Source organism: Pseudomonas sp., from assembly GCF_048265905.1.
Classification (GTDB): Bacteria; Pseudomonadota; Gammaproteobacteria; order Pseudomonadales; family Pseudomonadaceae; genus Aquipseudomonas.
This window is the reverse complement of sequence record NZ_JBLXAP010000016.1, coordinates 1-17,596: the sequence shown is the minus strand read 5'-3', so window position 1 is coordinate 17,596 and position 17,596 is coordinate 1. Positions and strand designations below refer to the sequence as shown.

At 52.7% G+C, this 17,596-nt stretch carries 16 protein-coding genes; 14 read left to right on the top strand and 2 right to left on the bottom strand.

Annotation, left to right across the window (positions count from 1 at the left end; translation table 11 throughout):
* Positions 1-108: 108 nt before the first annotated feature.
* Positions 109-426, bottom strand: a complete 318-nt coding sequence (locus ACN0UH_RS17440; protein WP_417663244.1) for a DUF2388 domain-containing protein — start codon at positions 424-426, stop codon at positions 109-111.
* 551 nt (positions 427-977) lie between these two features.
* Here ACN0UH_RS17440 and ACN0UH_RS17435 point away from each other — a divergent pair.
* The 13 genes from ACN0UH_RS17435 to ACN0UH_RS17375 all read left to right on the top strand — a co-directional run bounded on the left by ACN0UH_RS17435 (position 978) and on the right by ACN0UH_RS17375 (position 16,042).
* Entirely contained in the window at positions 978-2,420 is a 1,443-nt protein-coding gene (locus tag ACN0UH_RS17435; protein ID WP_417663243.1) for a glycosyltransferase, read from the top strand.
* Complete coding sequence (locus tag ACN0UH_RS17430; protein WP_417663242.1) at positions 2,417-3,868, top strand: glycosyltransferase; 1,452 nt, start codon at positions 2,417-2,419, stop codon at positions 3,866-3,868. The genes ACN0UH_RS17435 and ACN0UH_RS17430 overlap by 4 nt, the downstream gene beginning before the upstream one ends.
* A gap of 2 nt (positions 3,869-3,870) precedes the next feature.
* A complete protein-coding gene (locus ACN0UH_RS17425; protein WP_417663291.1) occupies positions 3,871-4,740 on the top strand; it encodes a class I SAM-dependent methyltransferase in 870 nt (289 codons plus the stop codon).
* 30 nt (positions 4,741-4,770) lie between these two features.
* Positions 4,771-5,649, top strand: a complete 879-nt coding sequence (locus ACN0UH_RS17420; RefSeq protein ID WP_417663241.1) for a class I SAM-dependent methyltransferase — start codon at positions 4,771-4,773, stop codon at positions 5,647-5,649.
* 12 nt (positions 5,650-5,661) lie between these two features.
* A complete protein-coding gene (locus tag ACN0UH_RS17415; RefSeq protein WP_417663240.1) occupies positions 5,662-6,864 on the top strand; it encodes an acyltransferase family protein in 1,203 nt (400 codons plus the stop codon).
* Positions 6,861-7,772: a GDP-mannose 4,6-dehydratase gene (locus ACN0UH_RS17410; RefSeq protein ID WP_417663239.1), complete on the top strand. Its 912-nt coding sequence runs from the start codon at positions 6,861-6,863 to the stop codon at positions 7,770-7,772. Before ACN0UH_RS17415 ends, ACN0UH_RS17410 begins: the two co-directional genes overlap by 4 nt.
* 148 nt (positions 7,773-7,920) lie before the next feature.
* Positions 7,921-8,892, top strand: a complete 972-nt coding sequence (gene gmd, locus ACN0UH_RS17405) for a GDP-mannose 4,6-dehydratase (RefSeq protein ID WP_417663238.1) — start codon at positions 7,921-7,923, stop codon at positions 8,890-8,892.
* A gap of 4 nt (positions 8,893-8,896) precedes the next feature.
* Positions 8,897-10,336 carry a mannose-1-phosphate guanylyltransferase/mannose-6-phosphate isomerase gene (locus tag ACN0UH_RS17400; protein ID WP_417663237.1) on the top strand — a complete coding sequence of 480 codons (1,440 nt, stop codon included), beginning with the start codon at positions 8,897-8,899 and terminating at the stop codon, positions 10,334-10,336.
* The gene (locus ACN0UH_RS17395; RefSeq protein WP_417663236.1) at positions 10,336-11,133 is read left to right on the top strand and encodes an ABC transporter permease; all 798 of its coding nucleotides are present in this window, start codon (positions 10,336-10,338) and stop codon (positions 11,131-11,133) included. Before ACN0UH_RS17400 ends, ACN0UH_RS17395 begins: the two co-directional genes overlap by 1 nt.
* Positions 11,133-12,386 (top strand): ABC transporter ATP-binding protein, encoded by a 1,254-nt coding sequence (locus ACN0UH_RS17390; protein WP_417663235.1) that lies wholly within the window; start codon positions 11,133-11,135, stop codon positions 12,384-12,386. The genes ACN0UH_RS17395 and ACN0UH_RS17390 overlap by 1 nt, the downstream gene beginning before the upstream one ends.
* Before the next feature lie 8 nt (positions 12,387-12,394).
* Positions 12,395-13,783: a glycosyltransferase family 4 protein gene (locus ACN0UH_RS17385; protein WP_417663234.1), complete on the top strand. Its 1,389-nt coding sequence runs from the start codon at positions 12,395-12,397 to the stop codon at positions 13,781-13,783.
* The gene (locus tag ACN0UH_RS17380; protein ID WP_417663233.1) at positions 13,761-14,903 is read left to right on the top strand and encodes a glycosyltransferase family 4 protein; all 1,143 of its coding nucleotides are present in this window, start codon (positions 13,761-13,763) and stop codon (positions 14,901-14,903) included. The genes ACN0UH_RS17385 and ACN0UH_RS17380 overlap by 23 nt, the downstream gene beginning before the upstream one ends.
* Positions 14,903-16,042 (top strand): glycosyltransferase family 4 protein, encoded by a 1,140-nt coding sequence (locus ACN0UH_RS17375; protein WP_417663232.1) that lies wholly within the window; start codon positions 14,903-14,905, stop codon positions 16,040-16,042. The genes ACN0UH_RS17380 and ACN0UH_RS17375 overlap by 1 nt, the downstream gene beginning before the upstream one ends.
* A gap of 95 nt (positions 16,043-16,137) precedes the next feature.
* Here the strand turns inward: ACN0UH_RS17375 and ACN0UH_RS17370 are convergent, their stop codons facing one another.
* Positions 16,138-16,353 (bottom strand): DUF1127 domain-containing protein, encoded by a 216-nt coding sequence (locus ACN0UH_RS17370; RefSeq protein WP_417663231.1) that lies wholly within the window; start codon positions 16,351-16,353, stop codon positions 16,138-16,140.
* A gap of 581 nt (positions 16,354-16,934) precedes the next feature.
* Here ACN0UH_RS17370 and ACN0UH_RS17365 point away from each other — a divergent pair.
* Complete coding sequence (locus ACN0UH_RS17365) at positions 16,935-17,486, top strand: cytochrome P460 family protein (RefSeq protein ID WP_417663230.1); 552 nt, start codon at positions 16,935-16,937, stop codon at positions 17,484-17,486.
* Positions 17,487-17,596: the final 110 nt, after the last annotated feature.

The following is a 17,596-nucleotide window of genomic DNA, read 5'->3' as shown; positions in this document are numbered from 1 at the left end:
TACAGGTAGCAGCGTGGTATGCGGATTTTGACTCACACAGCAGGCGGATAGCCAGAGGTGCAGGGGAAATGCATAGCGCCACGAACAAGTCGTGGCGCTATTTGGCAGTTACAGGCTGATGATTGCCTGGGCCAGTTGCATGTCATTGGCTTGCAGGCTAGGAACCGTGGTGCGGATGTGCTCCAGAGCGGCTTCCAGGTGCACGCCACGGATATCGCCCTGGCTGGCGACAAAGCTGGCGGCATCATCACGGGCAGCCAAGACAACTTTGTCGTCTTTAAATGACGAGCTGACATCAGAGGTTGCATCGGTTGTCGCTGCAACAGCGCCAACAATGGCATCGGTCGTTACCACAAAACTGGTGGCCGAGGCATTGGCTGCTAAGGCCATAAGCGCTGCGAAGCTAAGTGTGCGTAATGGGTTCATCCTGAAAACTCCAAGCTGTGGGTAGAGGTACGGCGTAGTGCGCGTAGGGTGAGTATAAGCCTAGCCCGCTGATTGTGCCGTGTCGGGCAATAGCTGCTAATAGATTTTTAATCTGCAAGCTGGAGATACAACCAGCAGATTGTGCCTAGCGCCAGGCTATGAGTTTGTGCTGCATCGAAAGTTGCATGCACGTCGATACTCAGCGTCAGCTTTTTATCAATTTCGCACCGGTTTTTGCGCGGGCCTGCAAATACTGGGCCGACGCAATGCGTCTAGCGTGCGCCTTCCGCAGGTTACAAAAAATTTCACATATCACAGGTTTGCCTATTGCAAGCCAAACTAAATGCTGGTGGTATTGAGGGGTAATCAAAAAATAGCTGCTTGGCTGATATTGCCGCCATATTTCATGAAAACCCGCTAAAAATAGCGAATCTATTGCTTTTTAACGGTTTGATCTCTCGGCGTCAGGTCAAGCAAGACTTAAAAATAATAACAATCAAACTTGGTTGCTCGCAGCCAAGTATCTGACGCTAAAGGCTTGCAAGCCGTACATGATTATTCTCATCAGCTCAAAAATTACTCAGTCAAATATTCAGGCATCGCTAGGCAAGGCCGAGTACAGCTATTTCTTTTTGCTGAAAGAATTTATGCCTGCTTTGCAGCAGGTAGCCGAGGTCATTAGCGTTGAGTCGACCGATCAGGTCGATAGCCTGTATCAGCAGTATCGCGAAGCTGGCGAGCAGGTCGTCTTTATTAGCGTGAGCCCTCCGCAACAGACCCCCATCGATCTTGCCTGTCCTACGATTTGCCTGTTTGCCTGGGAGTTCGACAATGTGCCGGATGAGCCTTGGGAGGGCGAACCACGCAATGACTGGCGGTATGTCCTGCAGCGTATCGCAGGGGCAATAGCCTGTTGTCGTGAGTCGGCAGATGCAGTACGTAAAGCCATGGGTAACGACTATCCGGTTACCGCTATACCAGCACCTGTATGGCCGCGGTTTCAGGCCATGATGCCTGAGGGCGGTTGGACGCCGTGCCAGCCGGAGCGTTCGTTCGAATTTACGGGCCATGTCATCGATAGCCCTTTACTGGGGCTTTCAGCAGACGGTTTGGTTCAGCATATGCCCCGGCCTCAGCCGCCTGTATTGATTGCTGCGTCGAAAACAGACATCAGTCGGGTTGGGCGTACCCGAGTGCTTTATCAAGCGTGGCGCGAGGCCTTGAGCAACAGACCCAGCGCAGTAGCCAGGCGCGAAAAGCCTGCGGCGCCTGCGCACAGTGAACTCGGCACGCAAGCGTTGCAGGCATGTCGCATTGAGTTATCAGGTGTGGTGTTTACCTCTGTACTTAATCCGCGCGATGGCCGCAAAAACTGGATTGATATCGTGACTGCGTTCTGTTGGGCATTTTCAGAAACTTGCGATGCGACCCTGATTCTGAAGATGACTCACCATGATCTGGAGCACTACCGAATCCGTTTATTGACCCTCTTGTCACGCTTGGCGCCTTTCAAATGCAGAGTGTTGGTGTTGCATGGGTTTCTTGATGATCAGCAGTATCGTCAACTGATTGAAATCAGTGACTTTTATGTCAATGCATCGACTTGCGAAGGCTTATGCCTGCCGTTGATGGAATTTCTTGCCAGCGGCAAACCTGCTCTGGCCCCCAGGCACACGGCGATGCTCGACTATGTGGATGAGCAGATGGCCTATGTGGTGAAAACCAGCGTCGAGCCATCCTGCTGGGCTCACGACCCTTGTGGAATCTTTCGTACACGTAAATACCGGTTGAACTGGCAATCGCTGATGGAGGGCTATCGCCACTGTCACCGGATTGCCAGCGAAGACGTTGCCAGTTACCAGCAAATGTCCCAGCACGCTTGGCGACAATTGCGTGAGTTCTCTGACACCCCGGTCGTTGCACACCAGGTGCAGGATTTTCTGCAAGGTCTGGCCGCAGGCAGTGAACAACGTCTGGCTGGAGCGCAAGCATGAAGTTTTTGCTCTACAGCGCCATGAATGCAGAAACCGTAGTGCAGAACCTAGGGGAGCCCGAGTACAGCTACTTTTTTGTGCTACGCGAGTTCTTGCCGCTGCTCAAGACGCTCGGTGAAGTGGTTCTGATTGCCGATCCGACTGTTGAGGTTGATGCGCATTATGCAGCGGCCCAAGCCAGGGGCGAGCGTTGTGTGTTTCTCAGCTTCACACCGCCACATCTCACATGTCGTGATTTGGCCTGCCCGACAATTCCTGTTTTCGCCTGGGAATTCAGCGGCATGCCGGATGAAACCTGGTGGGCGGACCGGCCTGAAAATGATTGGCGGAAGTGTCTCGCCCAGTGCGGAGCAGCCATTGTTCACTCGGAGCAAAGCGTAAAGGCGGTTCGCCAGATCATGGGCGAGACGTTTGCTGTCGTGTCGATTCCTGCTCCAGTTTGGGATCGTCTGGAGACCGTGCGCGAATTTCTGCAAACGACCGCTGTCGCCAAGACACAGTTGTTGGCGATAGAGCGCGGCGTGGTCTTTGATAGCCATGCGCCTGATTTCGCGCGCTTGCTGCCGACGGCAGAGGAGATTGCGCGCGAGGTCGCGGAGTCCCGTGGGTTGATTCCGATAGAGAGTCATTTGGGTTATCGACGCAAATCCGGGACCATCGTCGGTATAACCCAGCACTATCTTTTGCGCTGGTATCAACAGGTGATGGCCCCGGCTCTGCCAGCACAATTGCGCAGGATGCTTGGTCACTTCGTTGAGAGCAGTGATCCGTGGCAGGCGGGTGCTCGTCAGCTGGAGTTGAGCGGAGTGGTGTTTACCAGTTTGTTTAATCCTCAAGATGGGCGCAAGAACTGGGTCGATATGCTGACCGCGTTTTGCGCTGCATTCAAAGATGAGCCTAATGCCACCCTAGTTTTCAAGCTGGGGCATCATCGCTACGAGGATGCGATTAGAGGCATCTTGATGGCAATGTCGCGCCTTGATCCATTTCAGTGTCGGGTAGTGCTGCTGCATGGCTATCTGAGTGGCGATGCCTATACCCAGTTGATTCAGGCAACGCATTACATCGTGAATGCGTCTTATGGCGAAGGTCAGTGTTTGCCGCTGATGGAGTATCTGTCTTGTGGTAAACCGGCCATTGCGCCACGGCACTCGGCAATGACGGATTACATCGATGAGAGCGTAGGCTTTGTCGTTGATAGCTGGGCGGACGCAACTGCATGGCCACATGACCCCAGAATTGCCTACCGCACACTGCGTCAGCAAATAGATTGGCAGTCGTTAAAAGAAGCTTATAGCGCTGCTTACGTCTGTGCTCAGGAGCAGCCGGAGCGTTATCAGCAACTGGCGCAAAATGCGATCAAGCGCATGCAGCATCATTGTTCCCACTCGGTTGCCGGCGAGCGGATGCTGGAATTTCTTCAGGTTGAAGAGCAGGTGTCAGCATGAAAATCCTGCAAAAGCTTTTCCAGCACTTAACCCCGCCTGTTGCATCTGCTGCGCCTGATCATGAAGTCCGCGCAGCCGACTATGTCGACGCCCGCGATTGCGGCCTGGTCGATGCTGTGCAAAGTGGCTGGTTCCAGAATGCCACTGATGAACTGTTCAGCGGTTTTGCTATCTCCGCTGAGGATGTGGTGCTTGATATCGGCTGCGGCGCTGGCGGCGCCACATTGTTCTGCGCCAATCGTGGTGCGCATGTGGTGTTCACTGATGTTGTCGCCGACAAGATTGACGCGCTGAAACAAAAGCTTGAAGAGACTCCGGCGCGTGGGATTGAAGGCATTGTTTCTGACAGCGTGCCGCTGCCCTTGGTCGAAGATTACGCCACCCGGGTCATTGCCCTAGAGGTGCTTGAACATGTCGCAGACCCTGCCCAGGTCTTGCGTGAGCTGGTACGTGTGGCGCGTCCTGGAGCGCTGTTTCTCCTGGCTGTACCCGATCCGGTAGGTGAGCACATCCAAAAGGATTGCGCCGCGCCGCACTATTTCAGCCACCCCAACCATATCCATATTTTCGAGCGTGAGCAGTTTGCTGCCTTGGTTGAGGAGGCCGGGCTGGTCATTGAGCGCCGTGCCTCGTATGGCTTCTTTTGGACCATGTGGATGCTGATGTACTGGACCCAGCAAAAGCACAGCGGCGAGCCCAGCTCAGGCGAAACCCATGATGTCGTGCATCCGCCGTACAGCGCGCTAGTGGAGGACTGGTCGAGTCTTTGGAAGCGTTTGATTGATATGCCGGAGTTCTCTCCGGTGAAGCAGAACCTGGACAACTTGATGCCCAAAAGCCAGGTCATCGTTGCCAGGAAACCAAGCCACTAAGCCAGCCACGAGCCAATAATAGGAATAAAAATGCTCAGCAAAATTAAACGCTTTTTTAACGCGGCGCCTGCGGTCAATGACCTGCCAGCGGCCAATAGCCCAACCCTTGCGGACGTAACGGAACCGGTTGAGGTCGCGGCCCCCGTTTCTGAGCCAGTACCGGAGATAGACGTTGGTCTGGTCGATAGCTATATGAGCGGGTGGTTGCGCAACGATACAGGCGAGCTGATAGAAGGTTTTGCCATTACAGAAGCCGACACACTTCTGGATATTGGCTGTGGTGATGGCGGCTATGCAGGCTTTAGTGCTCGGCAAGGGGCGGCCATTATTCTTGCCGATGTCGATGCCGAAAAAATCGAACTCGCGCGACAACATGTTGAAGCCTCTGGGGCAAAGAGTGTGCAAGCGCTGGTCACCGATGCCAACCCGTTGCCCTTGCCTGACGCACATGTGACGCGGGTTGTGGCCATGGAAGTGCTTGAGCACGTCGATGATCCTGCCCAGTTTATGGCGGAATTGGTTCGGGTTGCTGCGCCTGGTGCATTGTTCTTGCTGACGGTGCCAGACGAGTTAATTGAAACCATACAAACCCATATCGCGCCTCCGGTTTATTTTGAAAAACCCAACCATATCCGCATTTTCAAGCGCGGCGAACTGGCCCAGCTTGCTCTAGACGCAGGCCTGACGATCGAGCGCACCACTCAATATGGCTTTTACAATTCGGTTTGGTGGTCGCTGTATTGGGCTTGTGAAAACCAGACTCTATCGCCGCCGTGGCATCCGCTAATCGAAAACTGGAGGCAGACCTGGTCAACACTTCTGTCGCTGCCGCAAGGCAAGCAAATCAAGCAGGCGTTGGATGCCGCAATGCCTAAAAGCCAAGTCCTTATTGCGCGCAAGCCGCTTTAGGTGGAGGGCAGGGTGAAAGCAGCTACGCCAAAAATTGCTGAGATCGAAGTTCTACGCGGGCTGGCAGTCCTTGGCGTGCTGTTTCATCACGTCTCTGGAAATTTGGTCAGCAGCAATCTTGAGTGGCTTGAGACCTTGATGTCGCAGTTACATTTTTGGTGGGGCGTTGATCTGTTCTTCGTGATTTCAGGCTTCGTCATCGCCCGCCAGCTATTACCTGCTTTGCAGCAATCTCTGGTGAGTCAAAATGCTAAAGCAGTAATAGCAGGCTTCTGGATTCGCAGAGCGTTTCGATTACTACCGTCCGCTTGGTTGTGGCTGCTTTTACCCTTGCCACTGGTTCTGGTCTTCAATCAAACAGGCGTGTTTGGCTCACTGTCGACAAATATCGAGGCCACAGTTGCGGGCTTGTTTAATTTCGCCAATTTTCGTTTTGCAGACAGCTTCTTTAAGTATGACTACGGTTTTAGCTTTGTTTACTGGAGCCTTTCCCTAGAGGAACAGTTTTACTTGCTGCTGCCACTTTTGGCGCTGTGCTTCAGACAGAAGTTGATGTGGCTGATGTTAATCGTCGTGCTTGTGCAGTTTTTTCAAGTGCGCAGCGTATTGATGATGTCTTTGCGCACTGATGCGTTAGCACTTGGCGTACTGCTCGCTATTTGGTCGGCAAAGCCCAGCTATCAACGGTTTGAACCCCGCTTTTTAAAGGCATCGCCTCTATCAGGTTATTTGATTCTGGTTTCGTTTCTACTGGCCATGTCGTTTTTAGCGGCGCACAACGATTTTCTACCCACGGTACGAATTGGTTTGATAGCTGTCTTGGCGACAGTCTTGGTTTGGCTCGCTTCCTATGGACGAGGCTATTTATGGCCTACAGGCATGGTTCAGCGCCTGATGATGTGGCTGGGGGCTCGTTCGTATGCCATTTACCTCATCCATATCCCTGTCTATTTCTTTACCCGCGAGCTGCTCTACCGCGCTCTGGCAATTAAAGAGATATCTGCAAGTGAACACGTGCTTCTGGGTGTTGCGATTGCTGGGGGGCTGACTTTAGTGCTCAGTCAACTCAATTACCGCTGGGTAGAAATGCCGATGCGTCAACTAGGTAGCCGGGTCGCACAGCGTATTGAACCCAAGTTGCAAGCTAGCACGGGTTATCAGCAACCAATGCTTGCGTTACTCAATAATCCTATTAGTCCAAGGGAGCAGGCATGAGCCGTCTTTTTGTCACGGGTCGCAGTGGCTTTGTTGGTCAGCATCTGGAGGCGGCGCTATTGGTGTTGCCAACTGCTGACTGGCAGTTGATTGAATCGGCCCGGTTCGACTTGCTTGATCCCGCATCGCTTGACGCTGCGCTCGCTGAAACCTGCCCTGATGCGGTTATCCACCTTGCCGGTCAGACCTTTGTGCCGGAGGCTTTTCGCGATCCGCAGCGCACCTTTGAAGTGAATTTGTTGGGCACTTTGAATCTGCTGCAGGCACTCAAGCGACGTGGGTTTAGTGGAACTTTTTTGTATGTCAGCTCGGGTGATGTTTATGGCCGTGTCGATGAGTCGGACATGCCAATTGCCGAGCACTTGATGGTTAAACCGCGAAACCCTTATGCCGTGAGCAAGGTTTCAGCAGAGCTGTTGTGCCAGCAGTGGGCTTATACCGAGTCTTGGCGAGTCATGATTGCCCGCCCGTTTAACCACATTGGCAGTGGCCAGAACGAGAGCTTTCTGGTGGCCGATATGGCGCGCCAATTGGTCCGTATTAAACGCGGCCTGCAAGCGCCGGTTTTGCATGTGGGCGATGTGGATGTAACCCGTGACTTTCTTGATGTTCGCGATGTGGTTGCGGCGTATTTGCTACTGCTTGAAAAGGGCCAGCGCGGAGAAGTTTACAACCTGTGTTCAGGAGTGGAACGCAGAGTCAGTGAACTGATCATGGACATGGCGCATTTGGCTGGCGTTACGGTGACGTTCAAGCAGAACCCAGGGAAGTTCCGTCGAGCTGAACAACGCAGAGTTGTCGGTTGTTCGGAAAAAATACAAAAGCAGACGGGATGGAAACCACATGCTGAATTTTCCGAGACGCTGCTTAGCGTCCTGAGTGATTGGGAGGTGCGAGAAGCACACTAAATACAACGCTCGATAAGGTTTGATTGGCGAGTCAAATCAAGGGCTGCAGAAGCTCTGCTGAACCATACGAAGAGATCGGGTGTAAGCCCGGCGAAACTTTCCAGAGACGCTGCTCAAAGTCATCTTTGCGAGAAGTAAGAGAATAATAATGTATAAAAAAGCGCTTATTACAGGTTTAACCGGTCAAGACGGTGCGTACTTGGCCAAACTGCTTCTGGATAAAGGCTATGAGGTCCATGGCCTTGTTGCCCGGCGTAGTACCGATACCCGCTGGCGCCTGCGCGAGCTTGGTGTCGAGTCGCGTATTGTCTACCACGACGGCGACTTGGCGGATGCCTCTTCAGTGCAACGTGCAGTGCTCAAAGCACGTCCTGATGAGGTGTATAACCTCGGCGCGCAAAGTTTTGTGGGCAGCTCATGGGACCAGCCGATAACCACAGGCATAGTGGATGGTTTGGGCGTTACTCACATACTTGAAGCCATTCGCCAGTTCAGCCCGGAGACGCGCTTCTATCAGGCATCGACCAGCGAAATGTTCGGTTTGATCCAGGCCGAGCGTCAAGATGAGAGCACGCCATTTTATCCGCGTAGTCCATACGGTGTCGCCAAGCTGTATGGCCACTGGATTACCGTGAACTACCGCGAAAGTTTTGCGCTGCACGCTTCGAGCGGGATCTTGTTCAACCACGAATCGCCACTGCGCGGTATTGAGTTTGTCACGCGCAAAGTGACGGATGCTGTTGCGCGCATCAAACAGGGCAAGCAACGCGAGTTGCGTCTGGGCAATATCGACGCTCAGCGCGACTGGGGGTTTGCCGGTGACTACGTTGAAGCCATGTGGCTGATGCTCCAGCAGGACAAACCTGATGACTATGTCATCGCAACCGGCATTACCACGACGGTGCGCGAGATGTGCCGCATCGCGTTTTCCTATGTGGAGCTGAATTATCAGGATCACGTTGTGATTGCTCCTGAGTTTTTCCGTCCGGCAGAAGTCGAAGTGTTGTTGGGTAACCCTGCCAAAGCTGAGCGCGTGCTCGGCTGGACGCCCAAGACCAATTTGGAAACCCTGATTCAATCGATGGTGGATGCTGATCTTAAGCGCGTAGCCAAGGAGTGATCTGATGATAGTTCCTGTAATTTTATCCGGCGGTGCCGGAACACGCTTATGGCCAGTGTCGCGTGAGGGGCAGCCTAAACCCTTTATGCTTATGCCAGACGGTGAGTCGTTGTTGGCCAAGACCTATCGCCGCGCTGCTGAATTGACCGCTGATGGTGGAGAAGTGGTTACGGTGACCAATCGGGATTACTACTTTCAAAGTAAGGATCACTTTTTAGCTGCCAACATCCGGCCGCGTCGCCCGCACTTTATTCTTGAGCCGGTTGGGCGCAATACCGCGCCTGCGATCGCCATAGCTGCGCTGACCTTGGCGCAAACCCATGGTGAAGATGTGGTGATGGTCGTGATGCCTGCCGACCACCTGATTTGTGACGGCGCAGGCTTTGCTGCATCGGTGAAGCATGCAGAGTCGCTTGCGTTAGAGGGCCATTTGGTGACGTTCGGGATTCCCCCAACTGCGCCTGAAACGGGTTTTGGCTATATCGAAACGGGCAGCGCACTGAACACCGATGGCGCCACAAAAGTGGCTCGATTCGTCGAGAAACCAGATGCGAGCACTGCGCAAAGTTATCTGGACAGTGGCAAGTTTCTCTGGAATTCCGGCATGTTCTGCTTCACTGCCGGCACTTTTATTGAGGAGCTAGAGCGTTACGCGCCGCAATTGCTTGAGCAAGTGCGCCAATGCGTGGAGCAAAGTCCTGCTCAGGATGTTCCGACCCTGGTTCAGCGTGAGCTGGACACCAAGACTTTTGCTGAGATGCCGGACATTTCCATCGATTACGCATTGATGGAAGTCTCGGAGCGAGTAGCTGTGATACCGGCGACATTCGACTGGAGCGATATTGGCTCGTGGAATGCCATGAGCCAATTGGTCGAGCCAGATGCACATAATAACCGGGCAACCAGCAATGCCTTGTTTATTGATAGCCACAACAACTATGTGCAGAGCGACGGCCGTCTGGTGGCCACAGTTGGCCTTGATAACCTGATAGTGATTGATACTGATGATGCATTGTTGGTTGCCCATGCTGACCGCGCGCAAGACGTCCGGCTGGTGGTCAAGCAACTCAAGGATAACAACCACGATGCCTATCGTTTACACCGCACAGTAAGCCGGCCGTGGGGCACCTTTACTGTTCTTGAGGAAGGCCCGCGTTTCAAGATCAAGCGCATCGTGGTCAAGCCGGGTGCTTCCCTGTCGTTGCAAATGCATCACCATCGCAGCGAACACTGGATTGTGGTTAAGGGTATGGCCAAGGTCACTAACGGTGAAGGCGCGCGTTTGGTCAACAGCGACCAGTCAACTTATATTGCTGCGGGCCACAAGCATCGCCTGGAAAATCCAGGGGTAATTGAGCTGGTGATGATCGAGGTGCAGAGTGGTGAGTACCTTGGCGAAGACGACATCGTGCGCTTTGAAGACCAGTACGGCAGGGTGGTCTGATGGCTTTGGCTATGGCTCGCGCTGTCTGGAGTTATCGCGGCTTTGTGTTTGGCAGTGTTAAGCGGGAGTTTCAAACGCGTTATCAGAATTCACTGTTAGGCGCTGCCTGGTCGGTACTTAATCCGCTGTCGATGATCATCGTCTATACGGTAATTTTCTCGCAGTTGATGAAAGCCCGGCTGCCAGGTGTTGAAAACGGCCTGGCGTATGGGATCTATCTGTGCGCGGGGATTCTCACCTGGGGCTTCTTTGCCGAGGTGATCGGTCGCAGCCAGTCGGTGTTTCTTGAACACGCCAACCTGATCAAGAAACTCAGCTTTCCACGGATCTGTTTGCCGTTGATTGTGGTGCTTAATGCTGGGGTCAACTTTGCGATTATCTTTGCCTTGTTTCTTGGCTTTTTGCTCGCTACCCAGAATTTCCCAGGCTGGGCTGTGCTGGCGGTCATTCCGGTATTAATGATCCAGATCGCCTTCTCTGTCGGTCTTGGCATCATGCTTGGTGTGCTCAATGTGTTCTTTCGCGATGTGGGTCAATTTGTCGGTATTTTTCTGCAGTTTTGGTTCTGGTTCACGCCCATTGTGTACCCGGCATCAATCCTTCCTGATTGGGTCAAACCCTTGTTGAGTGTAAATCCGATGGCGCCATTGATCAGCGCTTACCAAGGCATCTTTGTGTATGGACGGTGGCCTGATTGGTCGTCGTTACTGCCAACATTTATCGTTGCCGTGGCTTTGTGTGTGTTGGCGATGCGCTTGTTTCGCAAGCGTTCGGGCGAAATGGTGGATGAACTCTAATGGGTAGCATTCAGGTCAGCCAACTGGGCAAAGCATACAAACAGTATCCATCACGCTGGGCACGTCTTGCCGAATGGTTTATCCCGTTTTCGGCGCCTAGACATCAACTTAAGTGGGTGCTTCAAGATCTATCCTTCACGGTTAATCCAGGTGAGGCGCTGGGGATTATTGGTGTTAACGGTGCAGGTAAAAGCACCTTGTTGAAAATGATTACCGGCACCACGCAACCCAACGCCGGGCATATTGATCTGCAAGGACGAGTCGCCGCCTTGTTGGAACTCGGCATGGGGTTTCACCCGGATTTCAGTGGTCGGCAAAATGTATTTATGGCTGGGCAGCTATTGGGCCTGGGAATGGATGAGCTGCATGAGCTGATGCCTGAGATTGAAGCATTCGCGGAAATTGGTGAGTACATTGATCACCCGGTGCGCACCTATTCCAGCGGTATGCAAATGCGCTTGGCATTCAGCGTGGCAACCGCCCGGCGCCCGGATGTATTGATTGTCGATGAAGCATTATCGGTGGGGGATGCATATTTCCAGCATAAGAGCTTTGCGCGAATTCGTGAGTTTCGTAAGGCCGGCACCACATTGCTGATCGTGTCGCACGACCGTCAGGCGATACAGAACCTGTGTGACCGGGCTATCTTGCTGGCAAACGGCAAGCTGGCGCTTGAAGGTTCACCGGAAGAGGTAATGGATTTCTACAGTGCCATGCTTGCTGAGAAAGAGCAGCAAACCGTGCGCCAGGAACGGCTTCACAGCGGACAAGTCAGGACTATCTCTGGTACCGGCGAAGCAGGTTTCGCCGATATCGCCTTGATCAATGATCAGGGCCAGCGGGTTGAGGTTGTTTCTGTCGGCGCCATGGTCACCCTTGAAGTCACCGTGGATGTGCGGGCAGATGTGCCGCGTCTGATTCTGGGCTTCATGATCAAAGACCGTATGGGTCAGGCCATGTATGGCATCAACACCCACCGTCTTAATCAGCCTGTAGAAAACCTGAAAGCCGGTGAGCAAGTGGTATATCGCTTCAAGTTTCCTGCGCGTCTGGGCAAGGGCAATTATTCAATCGCCCTGTCATTGTCGCGCTTTGATTCGCACCTCGACACTAATTATGAATGGCGTGACTTTGCGCTGGTGTTTCACGTGATCAACATCAAACAGGCGGACTTTGTTGGCTGCGCCTGGCTGGATTCTGATGTGTCTATTGAGCGCAGCACAGCTGTGGTTGCGACGACTGTTGAGGGTTAAGGATGACGATGAGACTTTTAGTTGAATGCACTTATGTGTTTGAACACCCGAATGACAACTCGGGCATTCAGCGTGTTGTGCGCAACGTGATCAAACAGTTGCCTAATATCAATACCTCTGTTGAGTGCATTCCGGTGATGATGCAGGCCGGTGAAGTGCATCAGGTGCTGAGTCTGGCGCCATTACCAACAAAACAACTGTCATGGATGCATAAGCTCAGGGTCAAGCTAGAGCATTGGCGCAATCGCTTCTGGTATTTGCATGCACGGGTCGAGCGACATGCTCCTCTGCGTTATTCACATGCATTGCGTCGAGTGTTCTATGTGCTCTGCCGGTTGGCCGGGCTGGGCTTCAGTATTCCTATCCGCCTGCTTGATCGCTTCACTGATGACAGCCCTGCGCCTGAGCGTGCGGTGGTTATGCAGTGTCGAAAGGGCGATCAGTTATTGCTGCTCGACTCATCCTGGCATGCCGATTTCTTCCCGCTGGCTGAGCGCTTGAAGCGTGAAGGTGTAGGTATCATTTCGGTAGTCTATGACCTGATCCCGCTCACGCATCCACAGTTTTGTGATGCCGGCTTGGTCAAGGTTTTTGATCGCTGGTTTGACTGGATTGCGCAAACGGCTGACGGCTTTATCGCAATATCCTCGACCATTAGTGAGCAGGTTCAGGCTGAGGTCAGCCGCAGGATTGGTGACGCCCGCGCTGCCAGCCGTTGGTTTGACCATTTTCATCTGGGCTCTGAACTTGACCTGGTTGTCGCTAATAAAAAGCTTGAGAGCAAACTGCTCAAGCTATTCGACGGCGATGCCCCTGTTTACTTAATGGTCAGCACGATCGAGCCGCGTAAGAATCACGCCTACCTGCTTGATGCATTTGAGCTGCTTTGGCAAAAGGGCTCTCCTGCCTGCTTGTGCATCATCGGTAAGGTTGGCTGGAAGTGCGATGCGCTAATCGAGCGCATTGAGTCGCACCCTGAGTTAAACCAGCGTTTATTCATGTTTAACGAACTTGACGATGCTGGGCTCGAATACGCCTATAACCATTCGCGGGCGCTGGTGTTCCCTTCATACGTTGAGGGCTTTGGTTTGCCGTTGGTTGAAGCAATGCAGCGAGGCTTGCCTGCAATGGCCAGCGCTATTCCAGTGTTTGAGGAAATTGGCGGTGGTTACATGGCTTACTTCGAACTTGATCGACCCGCTTCCCTTGCTGAATTAGTCGAAACCTTTGAACAAACGGGCCGTTTCCCAGCTGCTCAGGATTTGCAGCAATGGTCTTGGTTGCGTTGGAATGATTCAACTCGCCAGCTTATTGAACGCACCGCGGCCCATGTTATGCGGGCGAATTCGAGCGACACTTTACTGGATGAGTTTGATGCGAAAACGCATAGCGCTTAACGCTAGCATTTTGCGCGCGCCACGTACCGGTATAGGTCAGTATTTGGCCGAGCTTGCCAATGCGTTAGCCAAGCAAGATGACCTGCAGCTGCAGTTCTTTAATGGTTTGAATTGGCGCCAGCAATTACCCGATACGGCTATGCCCGGGTATTCACGTTTGAGCACGTTGATCAAGCGCTGGGTCCCGGCTGCCTATCCGTTGCGCAGAGCATTGGAGCAACAGCGTTTTACCCAAGGTTTGCGTCAGCACCCTGCTGGTTTGTATCACGACCCCAGTCTCTGCCCGTTCGAGTTTGATGGGCCGATGGTGATGACCTTGCATGATCTCGCGCACGTACATCATCCGGAAACACAACCGGCAGATCGAATTGCTGAGATAGACCGCCATGCAGCAAAAGCAGTGCAGCGAGCTACACGGATTATGGTCGACTCCGACTACATCGCGGGTGAAGCCGCACGCTATTACGGCTTTGCTAAGGACAAGTTCGTGGTCGCCCCGTTGGGCTGTGCTGAGCGCTTCCAGCCTAGGAAGGCTGAGGACTTACGTGAACCTTTGCAGCAGTTTGGGTTGATACCGGGGCACTACCTGTTGTGTGTCGGCACGCTGGAGCCACGTAAAAATTTACAACTGGCACTCAATGCTCATCAACGCTTATCTGAGTCGCTACGCAGACAATATCCGCTGGTGATCGTCGGCATGGCCGGTTGGCTGCCTGAAAGCTACTCGCAACAATTGCAGCAGGCACTCGCCGCTGGCTTTGCGCAGGTGCTGGGTTATCAGCCGGACGCCCTGCTTGCGCAAATTGTCTCGGGGGCGCGGTTGTTGATATTCCCTTCGCTATACGAAGGCTTTGGTCTGCCTGTGCTTGAGGCAATGAGCAGTGGTGTGCCTGTTGTGCTCAGCCGCCGAGCGTCACTGCCAGAGGTTGCTGGCGGTGCCGGAAGCTACATTGATGTGGACGATGATATGGGGTGTGCGCAAGTGATTACTCAACTGCTTGAGGATCAGCAGCTTTGGCAGGCCAAGCGTGCGGCAGGCCTAACCCGCGCCCAACAGTTTTCTTGGCAGCGCTGTGCAGCAGTGACTTCTGATGTATATCGACAGGTAATGGTGAGCTAATGCGTGTTTTACACTTTTATAAGGCCTACCTGCCAGAGTCTATGGGTGGTATCGAACAGGTTATCTATCAACTTTGCCAAGGCAGTGCTGCGCAAGGCATTGATAGTCATGTACTCACGCTCAGTGCCGAAGACGGAGCCAAGGATTTTGCATTAGGTTCGCATCAGGTTCACCACGCTAACCTAGATTTCTATCTGGCTTCCACGGGCTTTTCGTACAGCGCGTTCAAGCGCTTTCGTGAGTTGGCTGCCGAAGCGGACATTATCAATTATCACTTTCCATGGCCCTTTATGGATGTGGTGCACTTTGCTTCTTCGGTGCGTAAGCCAACGGTGGTGACTTACCACTCCGATATTGTTCGTCAACGCAGATTGTTGCAGCTGTATAAGCCGGTCATGAACCGCTTTCTTAGCAGTGTCGACAGGATAATTGCGGCGTCGCCCAATTACATGCACACCAGTGAAGTGCTGACGCGCTTCGCAAGCAAGACGCGGGTGATTCCCTACGGGCTTGATAAAACAACCTATCCAGTTCCGGACGCTGAACGTTTAAACCGTTGGCAGCAGCAATTTGGTTCGCGATTTTTCCTGTTTGTTGGGGTTATGCGTTACTACAAAGGGCTGCATATTCTGCTCGATGCCTTGCAGGGTACGAATTATCCGGTGGTTATTCTCGGCGCTGGCCCGTTGGAACTTGAGCTTCGTGCACAGGCTCAGCGGCTTGGTTTGAGCCATGTGCACTTTGTTGGCCGTTTGGGCGATGAGGATAAGGTCGCCTTGCTGCAGCTGTGTAGTGCGATCGTATTTCCATCGCACTTGCGATCTGAGGCTTTTGGTATTTCTTTGCTCGAGGGTGCCATGTACGGCAAGCCGATGATCTCCAGTGAAATCGGCACGGGTACCAGTTATATCAATATTCATGGCGAGACAGGCTTGGTGGTTCCACCCAGTAATCCTCAGGCCTTCCGTGAAGCAATGCGTGTGCTTTGGGATGACCCTGAGCTTGCTGCGCAAATGGGTGTTCGCGCACTGGAGCGGTATAAGCGAGTGTTTTCTGCTCAGCGCATGTGCGAGCAAACTGCTGCGCTTTATCAAGAGTTGCTGGATGCTCCCCACCAGCGAGCCGAGCCCTGTGCTTGAGTGGTGATTTAAGTCGCGCTGAGGCTTCAACAAATTTTCCCAGCCACAAAAAAACCGCCAAGCTTACGCGTTGGCGGTTTTTTATTAAGCTGAAATTAGCGCCAGAAAGGCTTCTTCAGCTCTGAGTAACGCTGGCTTTCGGTGATGCCTGCATCAGCCAGAAGGCGCGAATCAAGTCGGGCCAGTTGACGGCGGCTGACGATGCGGCGTTGCCACAGCATTAGGGTGGCAAATAAATTCAGCGCAAGATTGCTGGAAACAGGTGTCGATTTGGTTTCAAACGACAAGTCGGAACTGAGGGTACGTTCCATGATGGCATCCTTCCGCTTGTGGCGGTGTGAGAGAGTGTTTTGCTTGGTACTAATGATCAGTGTTTTGCAAATAATGCAGTAGTCACAGCTGAGATAAATTCTTGCGTTAATAGATAGGATGCTTTGTAACTGTTTCTATGGTTTTTGATAAAACTGTACTGTACGTAAGTTATTTTGCCGAATTAAGTGAGATTTAGCAGTTGATTTTACCGTGGTTGTACAACTTTGCAGGGTAAGCATAGCGATACAGTTGCAGATTGATTTGATTTTATAACTGACCTGTTATTCAGGTTACAAGGATATTCAGGGCTGTTTGAGTTTATCTGTACTGCTGGCTAGCTTTGTCTAAGGCGTACAGTTGTAAGCCCTGCCTTGATCACTCAGTGCTGCTGGTCCTGGTGGTTGTGAGGGGGCAAGTCTTTGTTTTGTAGGCAATTACTCATGGAAAGCTAAAAGTTTGCTAGTGCCTGTAATGGCTTGGTTACGTCAGAGTCTCTATTTGTAGATGCCCGATCTGTTCTTGGCTCGATGGATTTCCAAGGGCGTTCAGGCGTGGTTAAAAAGCAAATAAGGAAACAGCCGTGAACACAATTGCTAGATTTACTGGCGCCGCTTTAATCGCATCCTGCGCAGCGCTATCGGTGCAGGCGGATGACAAATTTTCAACGCAGGTTGATGCCACAGGCACAATTAGCCTGCCCAAGGATTTCCGGGCAACGATGTCGCATCTGGGGTCTTGGTTTGTGCCTGCTGGCGGGGTCAGCGGCTTCCATGATGTCTACCTCGATTCCGATGCCGTCACGGCTTTTCGTAAGACCGGTAAATTTCCGGATGGCGCGGTAATGGTTAAAGAGTTGCGTCACGCCAAAGTGGGCAATTACACCACCGGTGCAGGGGTCAACTACGCGGGTGATATCAAGCAGACATTTGTCATGGTCAAAGACAGCACTAACCGTTTTGCCGGAAAGAATCCTGCGTGGGGCGATGGTTGGGGCTGGGCACTGTTTACACCGGCCAGCGCGGGTAAGAGTGTCGTCACTGATTACAAGGTAGATTGCTTGGGCTGTCACTCACCGGCAAAAGCCAAGGACTGGATCTATACAGAAGCCTATCCAACGCTGGGTGCTAAATAAGCCTTTGCCCTGCTGCAGCTAACGGCTGAAGACATGTCTAGTCCTGAAATAGGTTTACACCTGTTTCACCCTAACGCCCGATGCACCGCATCGGGCGTTTTGTATTTCAG

What these genes read in the sequence shown, in the direction of transcription:
- ACN0UH_RS17440 (WP_417663244.1), bottom strand. Translation starts at nt 426, where the DNA reads ATGAACCCATTACGCACACTTAGCTTCGCAGCGCTTATGGCCTTAGCA.
- ACN0UH_RS17435 (WP_417663243.1), top strand. Translation starts at nt 978, where the DNA reads ATGATTATTCTCATCAGCTCAAAAATTACTCAGTCAAATATTCAGGCA.
- ACN0UH_RS17430 (WP_417663242.1), top strand. Translation starts at nt 2,417, where the DNA reads ATGAAGTTTTTGCTCTACAGCGCCATGAATGCAGAAACCGTAGTGCAG.
- ACN0UH_RS17420 (WP_417663241.1), top strand. Translation starts at nt 4,771, where the DNA reads ATGCTCAGCAAAATTAAACGCTTTTTTAACGCGGCGCCTGCGGTCAAT.
- ACN0UH_RS17410 (WP_417663239.1), top strand. Translation starts at nt 6,861, where the DNA reads ATGAGCCGTCTTTTTGTCACGGGTCGCAGTGGCTTTGTTGGTCAGCAT.
- gmd (WP_417663238.1), top strand. Translation starts at nt 7,921, where the DNA reads ATGTATAAAAAAGCGCTTATTACAGGTTTAACCGGTCAAGACGGTGCG.
- ACN0UH_RS17400 (WP_417663237.1), top strand. Translation starts at nt 8,897, where the DNA reads ATGATAGTTCCTGTAATTTTATCCGGCGGTGCCGGAACACGCTTATGG.
- ACN0UH_RS17395 (WP_417663236.1), top strand. Translation starts at nt 10,336, where the DNA reads ATGGCTTTGGCTATGGCTCGCGCTGTCTGGAGTTATCGCGGCTTTGTG.
- ACN0UH_RS17390 (WP_417663235.1), top strand. Translation starts at nt 11,133, where the DNA reads ATGGGTAGCATTCAGGTCAGCCAACTGGGCAAAGCATACAAACAGTAT.
- ACN0UH_RS17385 (WP_417663234.1), top strand. Translation starts at nt 12,395, where the DNA reads ATGAGACTTTTAGTTGAATGCACTTATGTGTTTGAACACCCGAATGAC.
- ACN0UH_RS17380 (WP_417663233.1), top strand. Translation starts at nt 13,761, where the DNA reads ATGCGAAAACGCATAGCGCTTAACGCTAGCATTTTGCGCGCGCCACGT.
- ACN0UH_RS17375 (WP_417663232.1), top strand. Translation starts at nt 14,903, where the DNA reads ATGCGTGTTTTACACTTTTATAAGGCCTACCTGCCAGAGTCTATGGGT.
- ACN0UH_RS17370 (WP_417663231.1), bottom strand. Translation starts at nt 16,353, where the DNA reads ATGGAACGTACCCTCAGTTCCGACTTGTCGTTTGAAACCAAATCGACA.